General features: G+C 54.2%; 10 protein-coding genes. 9 read left to right on the top strand and 1 reads right to left on the bottom strand.

Annotation, left to right across the window (positions count from 1 at the left end):
• Nucleotides 1–5: 5 nt before the first annotated feature.
• The 5 genes from N7E73_RS05965 (at nucleotide 6) to N7E73_RS05945 (ending at nucleotide 7,204) form a co-directional block, all read left to right on the top strand.
• Nucleotides 6–3,851 (top strand): DUF2169 domain-containing protein, encoded by a 3,846-nt coding sequence (locus N7E73_RS05965; RefSeq protein ID WP_432738122.1) that lies wholly within the window; start codon nucleotides 6–8, stop codon nucleotides 3,849–3,851.
• The gene (locus tag N7E73_RS05960; RefSeq protein WP_432738121.1) at nucleotides 3,852–4,913 is read left to right on the top strand and encodes a pentapeptide repeat-containing protein; all 1,062 of its coding nucleotides are present in this window, start codon (nucleotides 3,852–3,854) and stop codon (nucleotides 4,911–4,913) included.
• A 143-nt stretch (nucleotides 4,914–5,056) separates the two neighbouring features.
• Nucleotides 5,057–5,680, top strand: coding sequence for a DUF3540 domain-containing protein (locus N7E73_RS05955; RefSeq protein WP_432738120.1), 624 nt, complete (start codon nucleotides 5,057–5,059; stop codon nucleotides 5,678–5,680).
• A 12-nt stretch (nucleotides 5,681–5,692) separates the two neighbouring features.
• A complete protein-coding gene (locus tag N7E73_RS05950) occupies nucleotides 5,693–6,097 on the top strand; it encodes a DUF4150 domain-containing protein (RefSeq protein WP_432738119.1) in 405 nt (134 codons plus the stop codon).
• Nucleotides 6,098–6,430: 333 nt separating this feature from the next.
• A complete protein-coding gene (locus tag N7E73_RS05945) occupies nucleotides 6,431–7,204 on the top strand; it encodes a hypothetical protein (protein ID WP_432738118.1) in 774 nt (257 codons plus the stop codon).
• 138 nt (nucleotides 7,205–7,342) lie between these two features.
• Here the strand turns inward: N7E73_RS05945 and N7E73_RS05940 are convergent, their stop codons facing one another.
• Nucleotides 7,343–8,875 carry a type VI secretion system contractile sheath domain-containing protein gene (locus N7E73_RS05940; RefSeq protein WP_432738117.1) on the bottom strand — a complete coding sequence of 511 codons (1,533 nt, stop codon included), beginning with the start codon at nucleotides 8,873–8,875 and terminating at the stop codon, nucleotides 7,343–7,345.
• Nucleotides 8,876–9,074: 199 nt separating this feature from the next.
• Here N7E73_RS05940 and tssJ point away from each other — a divergent pair, with 199 nt between their 5' ends.
• From tssJ to N7E73_RS05920, 4 genes are read left to right on the top strand one after another with little or no spacing between them, the layout of a single operon-like run.
• On the top strand, nucleotides 9,075–9,647 hold the full coding sequence (gene tssJ / locus N7E73_RS05935; RefSeq protein WP_432738116.1) for a type VI secretion system lipoprotein TssJ: 573 nt from the start codon (nucleotides 9,075–9,077) through the stop codon (nucleotides 9,645–9,647).
• Between the two features lie 2 nt (nucleotides 9,648–9,649).
• Nucleotides 9,650–11,029 (top strand): type VI secretion system baseplate subunit TssK, encoded by a 1,380-nt coding sequence (tssK, locus tag N7E73_RS05930; RefSeq protein ID WP_432738115.1) that lies wholly within the window; start codon nucleotides 9,650–9,652, stop codon nucleotides 11,027–11,029.
• A 6-nt stretch (nucleotides 11,030–11,035) separates the two neighbouring features.
• Entirely contained in the window at nucleotides 11,036–11,779 is a 744-nt protein-coding gene (locus tag N7E73_RS05925; RefSeq protein WP_432738114.1) for a DotU family type IV/VI secretion system protein, read from the top strand.
• 26 nt (nucleotides 11,780–11,805) lie between these two features.
• Complete coding sequence (locus tag N7E73_RS05920; RefSeq protein ID WP_432738113.1) at nucleotides 11,806–15,318, top strand: type VI secretion protein IcmF/TssM N-terminal domain-containing protein; 3,513 nt, start codon at nucleotides 11,806–11,808, stop codon at nucleotides 15,316–15,318.
• Nucleotide 15,319: the final 1 nt, after the last annotated feature.

Below are 15,319 nucleotides of genomic sequence, written 5' to 3'. Positions count from 1 at the left end.
ACAGTATGAAGATATTCAAGGAAAAACAGCATTCATTCTTCCCGCGCCCGTTGGGAATCCGGGATAAGTTTTATCTCAGTGTCGGGATCATGGCCTTTTTTGATCTTAGTGATCCCGACAGCCTGAAGGATGAACAGGAGCTCTGGAAGACCGTGCCCGGACAGCTTGGCCCCAAGCCGGTAATTGATCAGGGTGTTCCCAAACCGCGCGGGGAATTCCTTGTGAGCGGTTCATGCTTTGCTCCGCGCGGGCAGACCCGTCCTGCATCACAGGTTCAGGTGCGGGTCGGTGAAACGGAAAAGACTTTGAATGTCTTCGGTGACCGTTACTGGAAAAACGGTCTGATCACTCCGGCGGAACCTTTTGTGGAAATGCCTCTGGTCTGGGCCAATGCTTTCGGCGGGCCCGATTTTTCCAGAAATCCGCAGGGCAAGGGCATGGGCAAGGTTCCCCTTCCGGACGGTTCCGAAGGTGTGCCTCTGCCGAACATTGAACTACCGCAGCAGCAGATAGGATCGCCATCCCAGAAACCTGACCCTGCCGGATTCGGCCCGCTGGATATGATGTGGCCGCAAAGGGCAAAAAAGAACGGTACTTATGATGAGAAGTGGAAGAATGAACGCTGGCCGTTCTTTCCGGATGACATGAACTATGAATTTTTCAATACAGCCTGTGAAGACCAGTTCATGGACGGTTATTTCAAGGGCGGCGAGCCGATTCTCATTAAAAATATGAACCCGGATATGCCGGTGATTGAAAGCGCACTGCCCCGCCTGCGCATGCGCTGTTTTGTAACCGTGGATAAGAACTACAAGCCGCACCGTTTTCCGGTGGGGCCTCTGCCTTCCCATCAGATGGGGGAAAACGAGGAGTTCCGGGAGGTCAGCACCCGGCTTGAAACGGTCTGGTTTTTCCCTTCAATCATGCGCGGACTTCTGATTTATCGTGGTACAACTGAAGTCTGTGACGACGAGGGTGCAGATGTTCTGCGGGTCTTGATCCGTCATGAAGCGCAGTCCGAGCAGCCGAAGTCCATAGAGCATTATCGGGATCTGCAGATAAGGCTACTGGATCGCGGGGTGGACATGGACCTGTCCAAGGCCGAAGAGACCATGCAGAAGGCCCAGAAGTCGTTGCTGAAAATCAGGAATATTCCGAAATTTGCCGATGACATCCGTCAGAAGGCTCTTGGAAACCGTCCCAGCATGCCCCTGCCGGAGCCCGGAGAAATGATGGCAAAGACCGATGCCATGATAGCCGAGCACAACGCGCTTATTGACCGGCTGGAAGCCATGGCCCTGAAAGCCCATGCCGAGCACGGGCATCTGGTGGAGATTAACTTCGGAATCTTCGATAAGTTCCGGGGAAAGCTTGCTACCATCGGAAAGAAAATGGAGGAAACCACCTCAAGGCTGTCGGTTGCCAAAGCCAAGATGGAGGCTATGCAGAAGGCTGCGTTAAAGGAGGCAGAAACCGGTATGAAGGGGGCTAAGGACAAGCTTCCCCGGATTCCGGGAGTTGATTTCGGTGAGTTTGACCCGGACGGGCTGATCCCTGAAGGCTTTCCTCTCAAGAAAAAGGTCGATCCGTGGCATGACCGTGGTTTTCCTTTTGTCGTGCGTTGCCGCCGGGCTCTTGAGGATGATTCTGAAACCATAGGAAAGCTTTCTGCACTGGGCATTGAACGAAAGACCATCAAGCGTACATGGATGGGGTTGAACAGGGAACCCGCGACGGAAGCTCCTATGGATTGGGGACTTGAGGGGGATGATGATTTTACGATCCCGGCAGGACTGGTCCTGCCCAGGTTCAACGGGCCGGTACTGAAACATATCAAGGTCAACCCGGCCGGTCTTGAGGAAGGGGAGTGCCTGCTGGTTCCCGGCTCGGATGAATCTCCGCTGTTTCTTCCCAGCGCCACCCTCATTGATTTGCCTACCATGCCTGCAGCCGCAGGCGCCCCTGTTGTCTGTGTCGGGGATGAGCTTCAGGGGTTGCTGATGGAACAGGAAGTCGGGGATTTCTGTTCCATTCTCTGCCTGTCCTCGCCCAAGGATAAACCGGGCAAGGAGGCTGCTGAAGCCCTGAAGAACGCTCAGGCCGTGTTGGTAGTGCGACCCGAAAAATGGGAGCAGGACAGCGTACTCAAGAAAGATTGGGCTGATTGGGTTTCCGCAATCAAACCCGCAATACCGCTGGAGCTGGAACACGGAGGAACTGTTTTTTATTCCCGCAAAAAGGGCAGTGATCTCCGGCAGTGGGTCCTGGATCATCTTCCCGAGGCCATGAGTGCTGAGCACTCCACGCAGATGAAGATGCCGGAGAAGGGCAGTCCCCCGGGTGAGGATTTTCTTAAAGGATTCAGGCCGCAGTTTCCGGATGTGAAAGGGCTGGCCAAGGGGATTCATGCCGAGGTCCAGAAGGCTATGGAAGCGAAGTTTGCTCCGCTGGCGGCCAAGCGCGAATCCATGCTGGCCGAAATGAAGCAGAGCCTTGCGAAGTATGAAAAGTACGGTGTTGATCCTGCGGCAGTGCCCACGAAGCCGAGTGGCATTAAGCAGAGTTTTGCTGAAATGGGTAATGAGTTTGCAGCAAAAATCAGGAGCCATGCGGCGGACCTTGAAAAGCGAAATCTGCTTTCCCCGGAGGTTGCTGCCAAGATGGAAAGTGACGCTGCAAAGGTTGAGAAACTCGGTGCACAGGCGGAGACTGAAAGTTCTGCCTTGCAGAGCAAGTTTGAGTCCATGAAATTGGAACTGGCTAAGGGACTTGAAAAACTGAAAGCCCGTGTTCCACCTGAAAAGGCTGTTGAAAAGCTCAAGGAGCACGGCTTTGATCCCGATGCGGTCTGTAAGAGAACCCGCGAAGAAGTCCAGCGCATGTATGATCAGGGTAAGCCGCTTGCAGGTTCAATTCTGACCGGGCTGGATCTTTCCGGTATTGATCTGAGCGGAGCTGACCTGACCGGGTGTCAGATCAAGGGGACCTCTTTCAGGAACGCCAGACTGGACGGGGCAAAACTGGTGCAGGTTCTTGGGAACGAGGCTGACTTCAGCAACGCGTCGCTCAATGGCGCGAATCTTGAGCGTGCATTATGCGGAAGAGCCGTGTTCAAGGGAGCTGATCTGAGTTCTGCTCAGGCCCGTCAGGCTGTATTCAAGGGGGCAGATTTCTCCGGAGCCGTGTTGCAGAGTGCTGATTTCGATATGGCAATCCTTGAAAAAACCGATTTCACCGAAGCCAATCTTAAGGGTGCACGCATCAACATGTGTATAGTAAGCGGCAAAGGAGATAAGGCTGATTTCCGTAACTCCTCCATCCGCAAAAGCATGTTCAAATCATCCTCACTAAACGGGGCTGATTTCAGCGAAGCCTCGGTGAACGAATCCCTCTTCAATGATGTTGATGGACGGAAGTCCCGGTTTACCGGAGCCAATCTGGACAAACTGCGTACCGGGCGCAACTCCCGTTTTAATGACAGCGATTTCAGCAACGCCAGGCTGTGCGGTGCAGCCCTGCGCGAAAGTGATTTTACCGGCGCTGATTTCCGGGGGGCCGACCTTGGTAACGGGCTGATCGACAACTCGCAACTGGTCCGGGCCAACCTTAACGGCGTCTCGGCCAGGGGAGCACGTTTCACCAAGAGCAATCTGGAAGGTGCGACCATGCGGGCCGCCAATATTCATATGGGCGGGCTGCGCAAGGCCCGGCTGGTGGATACCGACCTGCGCGGTTCGAATCTGTTTGCCGTGGATTTCTTCAAATCCGTGCTCGGAAACACCAGTTTTGAGGCAGCCAATCTCAAACGCAGCCAGTTGCACGGAAAACTCGAACTGCTGGATGATGATTAAATGAGCATACTGAATCGGGAACAGATACTTGCTGCAATAGCTGACAACAAGACTCTGGAGGACATCGACCTGTCGGGGGCTGATCTGTCCGGCGCAGACCTGACCGGCGGCAGGTTTCGCAATGTGAATCTGGCCGGGGCCGATTTTTCCGGGGCCAACGTGCTCAAGACCGGGTTCAGGAACTGTGTGTTCAACGAATCCCGTTTCGATGGAACCGACCTGACCAAGGTCAACCTGCAGGGAATGAGTTTTGTAGGGGCTTCGTTCAAATCCGCAAAGATACACATGTCCATGCTCCAGAAGACCGATTTCAGCGGTGCGGACCTTTCCGGTTCGGAACTGACCTGGACCATGGCCCAGCATTCCAGCTTTAAAGGAGCGGACATGCGGTCCATGAAAATCGTCAAGTCCGTGCTTTCCCATTCAATCCTTGACGAAGTGGACCTGTTCGGAGCCGGTCTGGACCGTGTGGTTTTTAACGATTCTTCCTTCAGGAAAACAAAATTCAAGGGCGGATCGTATTTCAAGGTCATGATGCGCGGGGCGGATCTGGAGAACCAGGATATTTCAGGGCAGCTGTTTTCGCAGGTGCTGCTGGACAGTGCCAATCTGCGCGGTGCGGACCTTTCCGGAGCGGACATGACCATGTGCAACTTCATGGGAGCTGACCTTACCGGAGCCCGGCTGGGCGGATCGGTCCTGCGCAGCTGCATGTTCAGCGGGGCAATTCTGCGTGAATCCGATTTCAGCCGTGCAGACCTGACCAAGGCTTACCTTGGCGGGGTGGATGCTACAATCGCGGATTTTTCCGGTGCGACCATGGTACATGCAATTTTTACCGAGGCAGTCTGTCAGGCAACAAAATTTATCGCTGCCAAGCTGCAGCATTCGGATTTTTCCAAGGCGGACCTTACCCATGCGGATTTCAGCCGGGCCTCAATGTACCGTGCCAAGCTGCACCGCATAATCGAGAAGGATACCCGTTGGGATGGAGCATCTCTCATAATGCTGCAGGGAACCGACAAGGATCTTGAAGAAGCCGAGAACTGGACGCATGGATAAGATGCCTCCGGCGGCCAAAGGAGCAAGCCCCTTTGGAATCCCCATTAGTTTAAAGCGGTTATTAATTTCAACACTCAACGGTGACAGAGCCTATTAATATGGCTCAGCCAGTACGATCAGAGGCTTACAGCGGTGGAGGATTTATGGATAATCTTGCGAGAAAGGATGAACAGGCTGTTCCTCAGCTTGAGTATGGACAGGTTGTATCGGTAGCCGGTTCTGTGACGGTTGCCACTTCTTTTGGTGAGCTTAAGGCGCAGAGGGCGGTCAGTTGTCTGGTCAGTCCTGAACCGGGCGATTCTGTGCTGCTTTCCGTTGATTCGCAGGGCGGTGCGTGGATTCTTTCCGTGCTTTCCCGTGCAGCGGAAACTCCGACGGCCCTTGAGGTTGATGGAGATACCACCTTGCGGGTCAGGGGCGGCAGCCTGACTATCGCCCCGGACGAGGAGTTAAACTGTATCAGCTCGAAAGCGGCACTGCATTCTGAGGAAGTGGAGATCTCTGCAGGTACGGTTTCCCTTACTTCGCAGTTCTTCTCCAGCAATGTGGAACGGGTCAAAAAGGTCGCCGGAACCGTGGACGACATCAGTCGCGAATTTACCCGCAGGGTGGTCAACTATTTCCGGTTCACCCGTGAGCATGAAGATTGTCAGGCCGAGTCGCGCCGGGTGCTGGTGGACGAAACACTGACCATGCAGAGCAAGAATTCCATGATTGTTTCCGAGGAGCACGTTAAAATAGACGGTGAACTTATCCATATGGGATAGAAGGAGATAAGTATGTTCGCGCTTACCATGGGAGCAGGCATGGACATGGGCTTTCCAGATGTCTGCCTTACCCCGGCCGGGCCTATTCCCGTGCCGATTCCTTATCCGAATATCGCTGAATCAGCCACTTCCGCCCCGGCGGCATACAATGTCCTCTGTGACTGCATGCCGACCCTGAACCAGACCTCTCTGGGGCTGGTCAGCGAAGGGGATGAACCCGGCGTGGAACTCGGCGTTGTTTCGCACCTTGAATCCGGGCAGACCGAATATATTGTCGGCTGCATAACCATTCTCGCGGACGGGATACCGGTTCAGCGGCTGACCAGCGTGACCGGTCAGAACAGTCTGGGAGTGCTGCCCAACGCCCCCGGAGTCTGCATCTGTCCGAGCCAGTGCACTGTCCTCACGCTCGGCTGATTGTCATTTCGGGTATTTCGTCATGGTATGCCTCCGGCAGCTAAAGGAGCTAAGCCCTCTCTGCTCTCCATATCCGTAAGACTCGAAGCGGAGCTTCTCGCCTAACGGCTAGTGGGTCTTTGGAATCCCTATTGGTTTTAAGATGTTAATTGCCGAAGCTGAATTGTTGTGACTCGTGGTTTTGATTGGAAATGATTAAGCAAAAATAACCTTACGAAAGCGGCGAAGCCCTATTAAAAGGTTTTGAAGAGTCCAGAGAAACTTTTGCAAAAGTTTTTTTGGCCCCCGGAGGGCCCGCCGGGAGGCCCCCCAGAGGGCCGCCGGAGGTATCATATGTCGAAAAGTGTATTTATATCTATTCTTGAAAAGGACGAGGCCAAGGGTAAGGGTCTGTTCCAGACAGTTTCCCGTTACGGGCTGGGCGTGAACGGTCATTTCTGGTCGGACAATCTTGAAAAAATGGAATGGGCAGGTCCCATTGCCGAGCTGGACAGACCGGAAACTGGCGTCTGGCTGATCAAGGGCGGCAGGGCAAGCTTTGAGAATCCGGATATCCGTTTCGGATTGGGGCTTCTTGCCGCAGCGGTTCAGGCCCGGCGAGGACTGGGTTTTCCGATTCTGTGTATCTGTGATGACGGAGAACTGGCCACTGCAGCATTGCCGACCACTCTGCGTGGCGCAGAGGTTGTGGAGGAGTCGAAACTTGGCGTCAAGCTTGCGGCCAAGGCCAATATGCCGATCAAAAAAATTGATGCGGAATACCGTTTCGATCTTTATGCCCTGCCCAGCCTGGGACTGTGGATTGAGGTCGGTCCTGCTCCGGGGCATGAATGGAACGGCGCACTGCTGGGCGTCTGCGGAGGAGAAATCAGTGCTCACGGGGTTGGATCTGCCGGGCAGCTGCCGGAAAGATGCGTGCTCAATTATCCCATGAAGGGCCTGAAGATGGAACTCGGCGGCAGGGAATTTGTGGGCTGGGCGGTCAAGAACGCGCTTGGTGAAAAGGATTCGTATTTCGTGAAAGTCGGCGGAACGCCGGATGCGCTGATTTTTGGTGCCTTCCCTGACGGTGATGACGTGGAGCTGTTTTCGCTGCAACTGAGGTAGCTGGTCTGCCCGTACTGAAAAAACTGGAACCGTACGCAATGAACTCTGTTCCAGCTTTTCAGGGTGTTGGTTTATTGTTCATGTGGCTTTGATCCGGTGCTGTTTCTTGTTCCCTCGGTGGTTTTAAACGGTTCATGTTTACCAGTTGAAACCGAATGAAAACGGCGCATTTCCGGGCAGGATTTCCGGTCCGGGAGTGAGTGATATTTCAAGCGGAATTGTTCCTTCGTACTGAGGCTTGGCTTTGATTTCAAGGTCATGCGGAGCCGGATACCCCTGCCGTTGCAGGAAAAGGGACACCGCTTGGGTCAGATCTGTTTCAAGTTCCATGAATTCGGCACGTCTTGATGTTGAAAGCTGGATCAGGAAATGGATAAGCCGGGACAGGTACAGGCGAAGATTGAACGGTCCGCCATCCATGGATGTGGAGTGCAGGGTAAAGATCTGGTCGCCGTTGAATGCGGGGGCATTTATGCCAGCCAGTCTGAAATCCTTGATCCGTTCCGTTCCGAGTGGCGGATTTACCGGAGATGGAACAGGGCCTTCGGCAATGGGAAGACCTTCCAGACGTATCTCGGAATGGTTGGCAAAGCAGGTCGGACGTCCGTGTATGGCCAGACTGCGGCCGCACAAGGCAGCCATGCCCCAGACCGTACCGGTCCATAACGGGCCTTTTTCCGTCAGGGATGTGATTTCGTACCCGGTTTCACTGCTGAGCATGGTCCTGCCCATGACGGAGCCCACACAGAGCATTATCCAGCCTGCGGAAGGCTTTTCGCGGAGGGTTTTCCAGCGTCCGTACTCGGCCCCTTCCAGCAGTGAGGGAATGAAGGGCAGTTTTTTTATTTCCGACCAGTTGGGCAGTTCAAGGAATTGCGGGCCTATCTGGATAAGGGTCGGGGCCAGCATGGATTCGGCAAAGTTCATTGTCAGCTCCAGTTCTTCCATGGAGCGTGCCGAGTTGCTGAGGGCCCGGTCCAGCAGGATCAGGTCCGGAGGGGATTCGGCAAGGTCGTTTTCAAGCTTTTCCAGAACGGCAGGAAGGTTGCCCTGTGAAACCGGTACAAGCCAGAGCTCTACAGTTGCTTTGCTGCCGGATGGAACCTGCCTGCAAAGAAGTTCCAGCCCCCGCCATGCGGATTCAAGCTGCCGGAATAGCGGGGAGGAGAAAACGGCTTCAAGCAGCGCGCTGTGTAGTCGTTCCAGCTGTGTGTCTGCCCCGGATGAACTGGTTGCGGGCTGATCTGCTCCGCCTGTGTCCACCATGGAAAACAGATCGTCGAGAACTTCTGATTCGGACGACCGTGCTGCTGATACGGTGGGGGGCGGAAAGTTTACAAGCCCGGCCAGTTCAGGAAACTGGGCCCTGAATGATGCTTCGGAGCTGTTTTTGCGCAGGAAGTTTCTGGCCTCGGTAACGGTTTTTATGAAAGCGCAGTTCTTTTCGATTTTTCGGGGCCTGAAATCGGCCATTCTGTTGATGGAGACCGAAATGGAGCCGTCCGGACAGATGTCGCGGTCCACGGGTATGTCGATGGCCGGGCGGATTTCTCCCAGAGCCTGATCAATGGATAATGTGTCCGTTTTGATAAGGGGAGGCTTCGGCGTTTCAAGTGCCGGGGAAAATGGGGCAAGGGCCAGAATAATGAACGGGGGCAAATCAATCTGCATGCTTAACTCCTGCTCTCTGCTCAGTGGAAGGGTTCTTGCGTGCATAGTACCCCATCTTGGCCTGATTGGGAAACAAAGTGTGATAAGCCGGAGTTGGAAGAGCATATGGCGTCGACATTGATGTGCTTTATGTGTAAATTGGATCTTAATAGCGGTGTTTTCATCCTGTAGCTCCAAACATGAAATCGGAGGGCGGCCTGTGCGTACCTTTTGCCTGATAAATTTGTTTGCCGTGTTTTTCCTGATCAGCGGCTGTGGCGGAAATCAGAAACCGGTTAACCCGACAACTGTAACTACTCCAGCGTCCAGCCCGGACCAGATGAAATGGACCTACCAGATCAACGCCATCACCTTTAACCTTGGGGTGGACAAGAATCTGAATGAATATGACGGTGCGGCTCATACCCTGCTGCTCTGTTTCTATCAGCTTTCAAACCTCAGCAAATTCAATGAGCTTTCCGGAACTTCCACCGGTATGGAAAAACTTTTTAACTGCACCAGCTTCGATCCCAGTGTGACTCAGGTGCAGCGGCAGTTTGTTCAGCCGGGGCGCAATGCCACCATTGTCATGGACCGTGCGGAAGGAACAAAATTTGTCGGCGTAGTGGCCGGTTATTACGATCTGCAGGGCAGCGGTTCCCGCACCTGGCAGATTCCCATGGACGTTACAGAAACAGGGATGCTCTGGTGGGGGGATACATGGTATGCTCCGGCCAAGCTTGATGCCATGATCATTCTCGGGCCCCATGAAATTCAAAAGGTAGGGGAGTAGGCGTGCACGCGGATAAACCTCTTTTCTGGCATCAGGGACTTTTTCTTCAACCGCAGCATTTACAGCTGGCCGATCTGCATCAACTGCACCGTTTGCGGGCAATTCGGCAGTATGGACATCCGTATTTCTGGGGTATCACCGGACTCAAGCTGCGTGAGGGAGCCCTTGAGAGAAAGAATTTCGAAGTGACCGACATAGAGGTGTTCTTTGATGAAGGACATCTGGTTACTTTTCCCGGTAATGCCCATCTTGAGCCGCGCTCCTTTGACAAGTCCTGGCAGGAAGAGGGGGAACCCTTCATGGTCTATCTGGGCGTGCGCAAGTGGAACCCGGAAGGCGCAAACGTTTCTCTGGTCGAGAATTCAGTGTCATCGGTGAATACCATGTTCGCGGTTTCACCGGACCCCGAGGAGCAGCCGGATCTTCTCGGCAGCGGACCGGTGGCCCAGATAAAGCCCATGCGCTATGTGCTGCGGCTGTTCTGGGAGGAGGAACTTCATGATCTTGGTTCCTACCATATCATCCCGCTTGCCCGGCTGATACTGGACGTCAATGAAGTGCGGCTTGATGAAAGCTTTGTGCCGCCGTGCCTGACCATGAGCGCGTCCAAGTGGCTGCACAATATTTTCCGGGATATCAGTGATCAAGTTGTTTCCCGCTGCCGCCGTCTGGAGCAGTACAAGAATCCTACCGGCCTCGGTTCCGGTGATCTTGATTTCACCTCGACCGTGTTCCTTCTGGTGCTGCGGACTCTGAACCGTTATGCACCGCTGCTCAGGCATTATGTGGAGGCCCCGCATGTCCACCCCTGGGAGGCCTTCGGGCTGCTGCGTCAGATCATCGGGGAGCTGTCATCGTTTTCCAGAGAGATGACGGCCCTAGGGGAGGGGCCTGACGGGCGCAAGCTTCTGCCTGATTACGATCATGAGAACGTAGGCAGTTGCTTTGAGGCTGCCCGCACCATCATTGCCAATATTCTGGACAGCCTGACTGCAGGTCCTGAATTCATGACCCAGTTTGTGTTTGAAGATCCTTACTTCACCGCAGCAATTCCGGAAAGAGCCTTTGCTCCCGGAAATACTTTCTGGTTGCTGGTCAGGACTGAAAAACCGGAACAGGCTTTGCCGGAACTGCTGAAGATTGCAAAGCTTTCGGCCACCCACGGCATGAGCACACTTCTTGCCCGGGCTGTTCAGGGCATAAGCCTTATGCATGTGGAAAACTTGCCGCCGGGACTGCCGCGTACCAAGGGTGCCTTGTGCTTCCGCATTGATACAGAATCTCCCCATTGGGATGATGTGGTCAGGTCGGGAAGCATTTCACTTTACTGGGATAGCGCACCCAGTGACCTGTCGGTATATATTGCCGCCATGAGAGGATAGGGTTTTATGCATCTTGCCGACTGTTTTATTGAGCTTTTCGCCTACATACGGCTGCTGACCGGATCGCCTGAGATGTCCGGGGCGGAGTATGATGCTGTGCGAACGGATGTGACTGCGATAATCAAGCGTCTGGACGACAAAGTTGATCGGCTTGATGTTTCGGATGAACTTTTCGATGACGCCCGGTTTGCGGTTTTCGCTTGGGCGGATGAGGCCGTACTCTGTTCCGGATGGACCGGGGTCCGTGACTGGCTTCGCCATCCCCTGCAGAGGGAATATTACGGCACTGCAAACGGCGGTGAGGAATTTTTTGAACGGCTGGAAAAGCTCCTTAGCGGACAGGGCGGACCGGTAGACAGCAGTATTTTTGCCGATTTCGGCAAGGAAGGTGACCCGGAAGCGGAGGGTGTTGCGTTGCAGAACGGGGCTTCCGAGGTTCTGGAGGTTTTTGCGCTCTGTCTGTCACTTGGCTTCACCGGAAAGTATTTCAGCGAATCGGATGGACCGAGGCTGCAGACTCTCCGCAGGAACTGCATAGCCAGAATCCCCGGACGGGCGGCTGAAAGCGGGGAGCCTGCGTTTCCGCAGTCGTACGGTACCGGCAGGCCAGCCTCCCGTAAATGCTGCTACGGAAGAGTTTTTGACCCCATCGCCATGATTTTTTTCATTCTGCCCCTGCTGGTGATTGGCGGAATGTATCTGGCTTACAGGGGCTTGCTTGAGAACAGCCTGAAATTATGGCTCGGCTGATGGAAAGGAGCAGCAAGGCATAAGCTATGACTAAATTTTTACTTAATCTGCTTAAAATTGTTCTGCTGGTACTGCTTTTCGTGGCGGCAGCCGTGGGCTCCTATGCCCTTGTAACCTATCTGGGCTGGCCCTGGTGGGCCGGAGCAAGCCTTTTCGGCGGGGTTATAGGTCTGGTGGCGGCCGTGCTGTTCCTGCGCAAGTGGATGCTGCGTCGGCGTGAGAAGAGATTTGTTAAACGTATAGTTGATCAGGATGACTCGGCCATTGCCGCTGCACCGCTGCATGAACGTTCCCGCCTGCAGGAGCTTCAGAACCGCTGGATGGAGGCGGTGGACCTGCTCCAGAATTCCGAGCTTCGCCGTCACGGGAATCCTCTTTATGCTCTGCCGTGGTATATGGTCTTCGGTGAATCAGATTCCGGTAAAAGTACTGCCGTAGCCAGCAGCAGGCTGACCTCCATTCTTACCGATGTCGGCCCTACACCTGGGGTTTCCGCCACCCGCAACTGCGACTGGTGGTTTTTCGAGGAAGCCATAATTCTCGACACAGCCGGAAGGTATGCCATCCCCATTGATGAGTCCCGGGACAAGGAGGAATGGGAAAAATTTCTGACCCTGCTGGTTAAGTACCGCAGGCGCGAGCCGCTGAACGGGCTGATCATCACCCTGCCGGCTGACCGGGTGCTTTCCGGTGATGAGGATTCCCTGCATGAATACGGGCGCAGCCTGCGCCGCCGTATAAATGAGCTGATGCGGGTTCTTGGGGTGCGCTTCCCGGTTTACGTACTGCTGACCAAGGTTGACCTTGTTTTCGGTTTCAAGGGGCTTGCTGAAGTTCTTCCTTCCGAAGCCCGTTCGCAGGCCATGGGGATGGTCAATGAGGCGGTTGTTGAAGATCCGGAAGTCTTCGTGGATGCGGCCGTATCCGGTGTTATCGAACGTCTGCGGTCTTTGAGGGTTACACTGCTGGACCGGGAGACCCGGTTCGATCCGGCTTTTCTTCTCTTTGCGGATGAACTCAACCGGTTGAGACCGCGTATCCGCTCATTTGTTTCCGGGGTGTTCGAGGATAATCCCTATCAGGAACAGCCGCTTTTCAGGGGAGTGTTCTTTTCAAGCGGGGAGCAGAGCGGAGAACAGAGTTCGGCATTTCTCGACAGCCTTCCTTCCCTCAAGAGTGTGGAAAAAAAGCTTCCCGGCACAAGGCAGGGGCTTTTTCTGCATGACTTTTTCTCAAAGGTCCTGCCCCGTGACCGCAACCTGTTCACCCCGATAATTGAATTTCTCAAATGGAAGCTCCTGACCAGAAACCTCGGCATGGCAGTCTGGTTGCTGCTGCTCTTTTTTGTCTGTGGACTGTTCAGCATGTCGTTTATCGGTAACCGCAGGGCTCTGGATAATCTTTTCACTGCGTTTCCCAAGCCTCCGGTCTTTTCAGACAAGGTTGACCAGCAGGTTGTGGAGCTGGAGGGGTTCCGCAGTAAGATAGTCGATCTGCATAACCTCAATTCCAACTGGTGGATACCAAGGATGGGGCTTGATGTCAGTGTTGAAGCCGAACAGCGGGTGCAGCGTATTTTTGTGGATAAATTCAATTCCGTTCTGCTTGCCCCCATGGACGATAAGCTGAACCGGGCCATCGGGAATCTGGACGCCGGATCCCCCGAGGCGCTTACCAGCGATTTCGTAAAGCTGCTGGGCTGGCGAATTGACCTTATTGACAACCGTCTTGAAGGCGGGAAGATGATTCCTCCAGCCTCGTTCGAGCTTCCTTCCGGGGAAGCCATTGCCAAATCGGTGGACGGATTTACCCCGGACCTGATGAAGTATTTCGGACAGCTTTACACTTCCTATCTGGAATGGGGTAAGGATACGGAGGCCTTATCCGAGCAGCGCCTGTTGTTGCAGGCCCGGCTGGGCAAGGTTTTCAGTCTCAAGGGTGCCGATTTCAGGTGGTTGGTGGACTGGGTCAACAACAACCCGGAAGTTCAGTCCGTTACTTTACGCGATTTCTGGGGCGGGCCTCTTCTGCATTTTGAAAATGAAGTGGTTGTGCCTTCGGCCTATTCCTCAACCGGACGAATCATGCTTCAGGACTTCCTTTCCGAGCTGCGCAAGGCAATGCCTGACAGCAGTGATTTTGAGAAAAGGGAAAAGGCTTTCTGGATCTGGTACGCAGGAGAGTACTACAGCATGTGGTATTCCTTTGCCGAACAGTTCAATAACGGAGAAAGGCAGCTCCTGACCAAGGATGATTACCGCAACATGGCCCAGTCCATGTCCGGGGCGGATAACCCTTACTTCAAGCTTATAACTAGGATGAAGGACGAGTTCAGTCCCATAAAGGATATAATCACTCCACCTGACTGGGCGGAGCAGGTTTTCTATTTCAATATAGTCATTGCCCAGTACAAGGCGGTAAAGGCCAGAGGAGTGGAGGGTTCAACAGAAAAGGCTCAGGATTCTCTGCGTAAGATTGTTTCCGAACTAGGCGGTAAGGTTGCCAAGGATATTGAACTGCGGCTGGAAGTTGCCAAACGTCTTGATGAGTACATGCAGGTGCTTGGCGATATGGCCGGATTCACAGCCAGTCAGGAGATCGCTTTCAAGAGTGCTGCAGCCCTCTATCCTGCCACCGGCAATGTAGCCGGTTCCGGCGGAGCCGGAGGAGACGGCAAGGGCGGGGAAGGCGCGGTCAAAAACAATCCCGTGGACGGAGCTACCAAGGCTATGGCTGCACTCAGGGCGGAAATGCGTTCAAACGGTCCGGGAGAGCAGGCTTTCTGGTCTCTTGTGGCCGGTCCTCTTGATTTCATGGTCTATGTGATAACCATGGAAGCGTCCTGTGAACTGCAGCAGCTCTGGGAAGGACAGGTTCTTTCAGAGACAGCCCATGTCCCTGCTGACAAGCTCCGCACGACCCTGTTCGGCAAGACGGGACTGGTCGACAAATTCACTTCCGGCAGTGCCGCGCCGTTCCTTTCCCGCGGAACCAAGGGCTGGCAGAGCCGCAACTGGCTGGGCATTCCGTTCCCGTTCCGTGAAGAGTTATTTACTTTCCTGAATGACGGGGAACAGGGAGCACAGGAAATTCAGCCGGAATACAAGGTCACCATTTCCACTGTTCCCACATCAGTGAATGCCAACGCTACTCAGGAACCCTACGCCACCACGCTTACTGTTGAGTGCGGAACCGGCAGGCAGGAGCTTACCAACTACAACTATGCCGAAAACATGGTCTTTACCTGGAAACCTGAAGAGTGCGGTACAACGACTCTCACCGTTCGTTTCCCCGGTATGGATCTGGTCAGAACCTACGAAGGCAAGCTCGGCTTTGCCAAGTTCCTGTCAGAGTTCCGCAATGGCGAGGTCAATTTCACTCCCGCCGATTTCCCGGATCAGGGCAAGGGGCTTGAAGGGCTCGGCGTAAGCTCGGTAAAGGTCGGCTACAATATTCAGGGCGGCGTTCCGCTTATCCAACTGCTGGCAATCAAGCCCCTGAATGTGCCCGACATCATCACCGAATGCTGGCAGCATTAAG

It is taken from the genome of Maridesulfovibrio sp. FT414, from assembly GCF_050916235.1.
GTDB lineage: Bacteria > Desulfobacterota > Desulfovibrionia > Desulfovibrionales > Desulfovibrionaceae > Maridesulfovibrio.
Note: the sequence above shows the minus strand (reverse complement) of the source record. Positions and strands in the feature narration are given on the sequence as shown.

Excerpts from the sequence above, each read along its gene's own strand:
- N7E73_RS05965 (WP_432738122.1), top strand. The coding sequence starts at position 6 with ATGAAGATATTCAAGGAAAAACAGCATTCATTCTTCCCGCGCCCGTTG.
- N7E73_RS05960 (WP_432738121.1), top strand. The coding sequence starts at position 3,852 with ATGAGCATACTGAATCGGGAACAGATACTTGCTGCAATAGCTGACAAC.
- N7E73_RS05955 (WP_432738120.1), top strand. The coding sequence starts at position 5,057 with ATGGATAATCTTGCGAGAAAGGATGAACAGGCTGTTCCTCAGCTTGAG.
- N7E73_RS05950 (WP_432738119.1), top strand. The coding sequence starts at position 5,693 with ATGTTCGCGCTTACCATGGGAGCAGGCATGGACATGGGCTTTCCAGAT.
- N7E73_RS05945 (WP_432738118.1), top strand. The coding sequence starts at position 6,431 with ATGTCGAAAAGTGTATTTATATCTATTCTTGAAAAGGACGAGGCCAAG.
- N7E73_RS05940 (WP_432738117.1), bottom strand. The coding sequence starts at position 8,875 with ATGCAGATTGATTTGCCCCCGTTCATTATTCTGGCCCTTGCCCCATTT.
- N7E73_RS05925 (WP_432738114.1), top strand. The coding sequence starts at position 11,036 with ATGCATCTTGCCGACTGTTTTATTGAGCTTTTCGCCTACATACGGCTG.
- N7E73_RS05920 (WP_432738113.1), top strand. The coding sequence starts at position 11,806 with ATGACTAAATTTTTACTTAATCTGCTTAAAATTGTTCTGCTGGTACTG.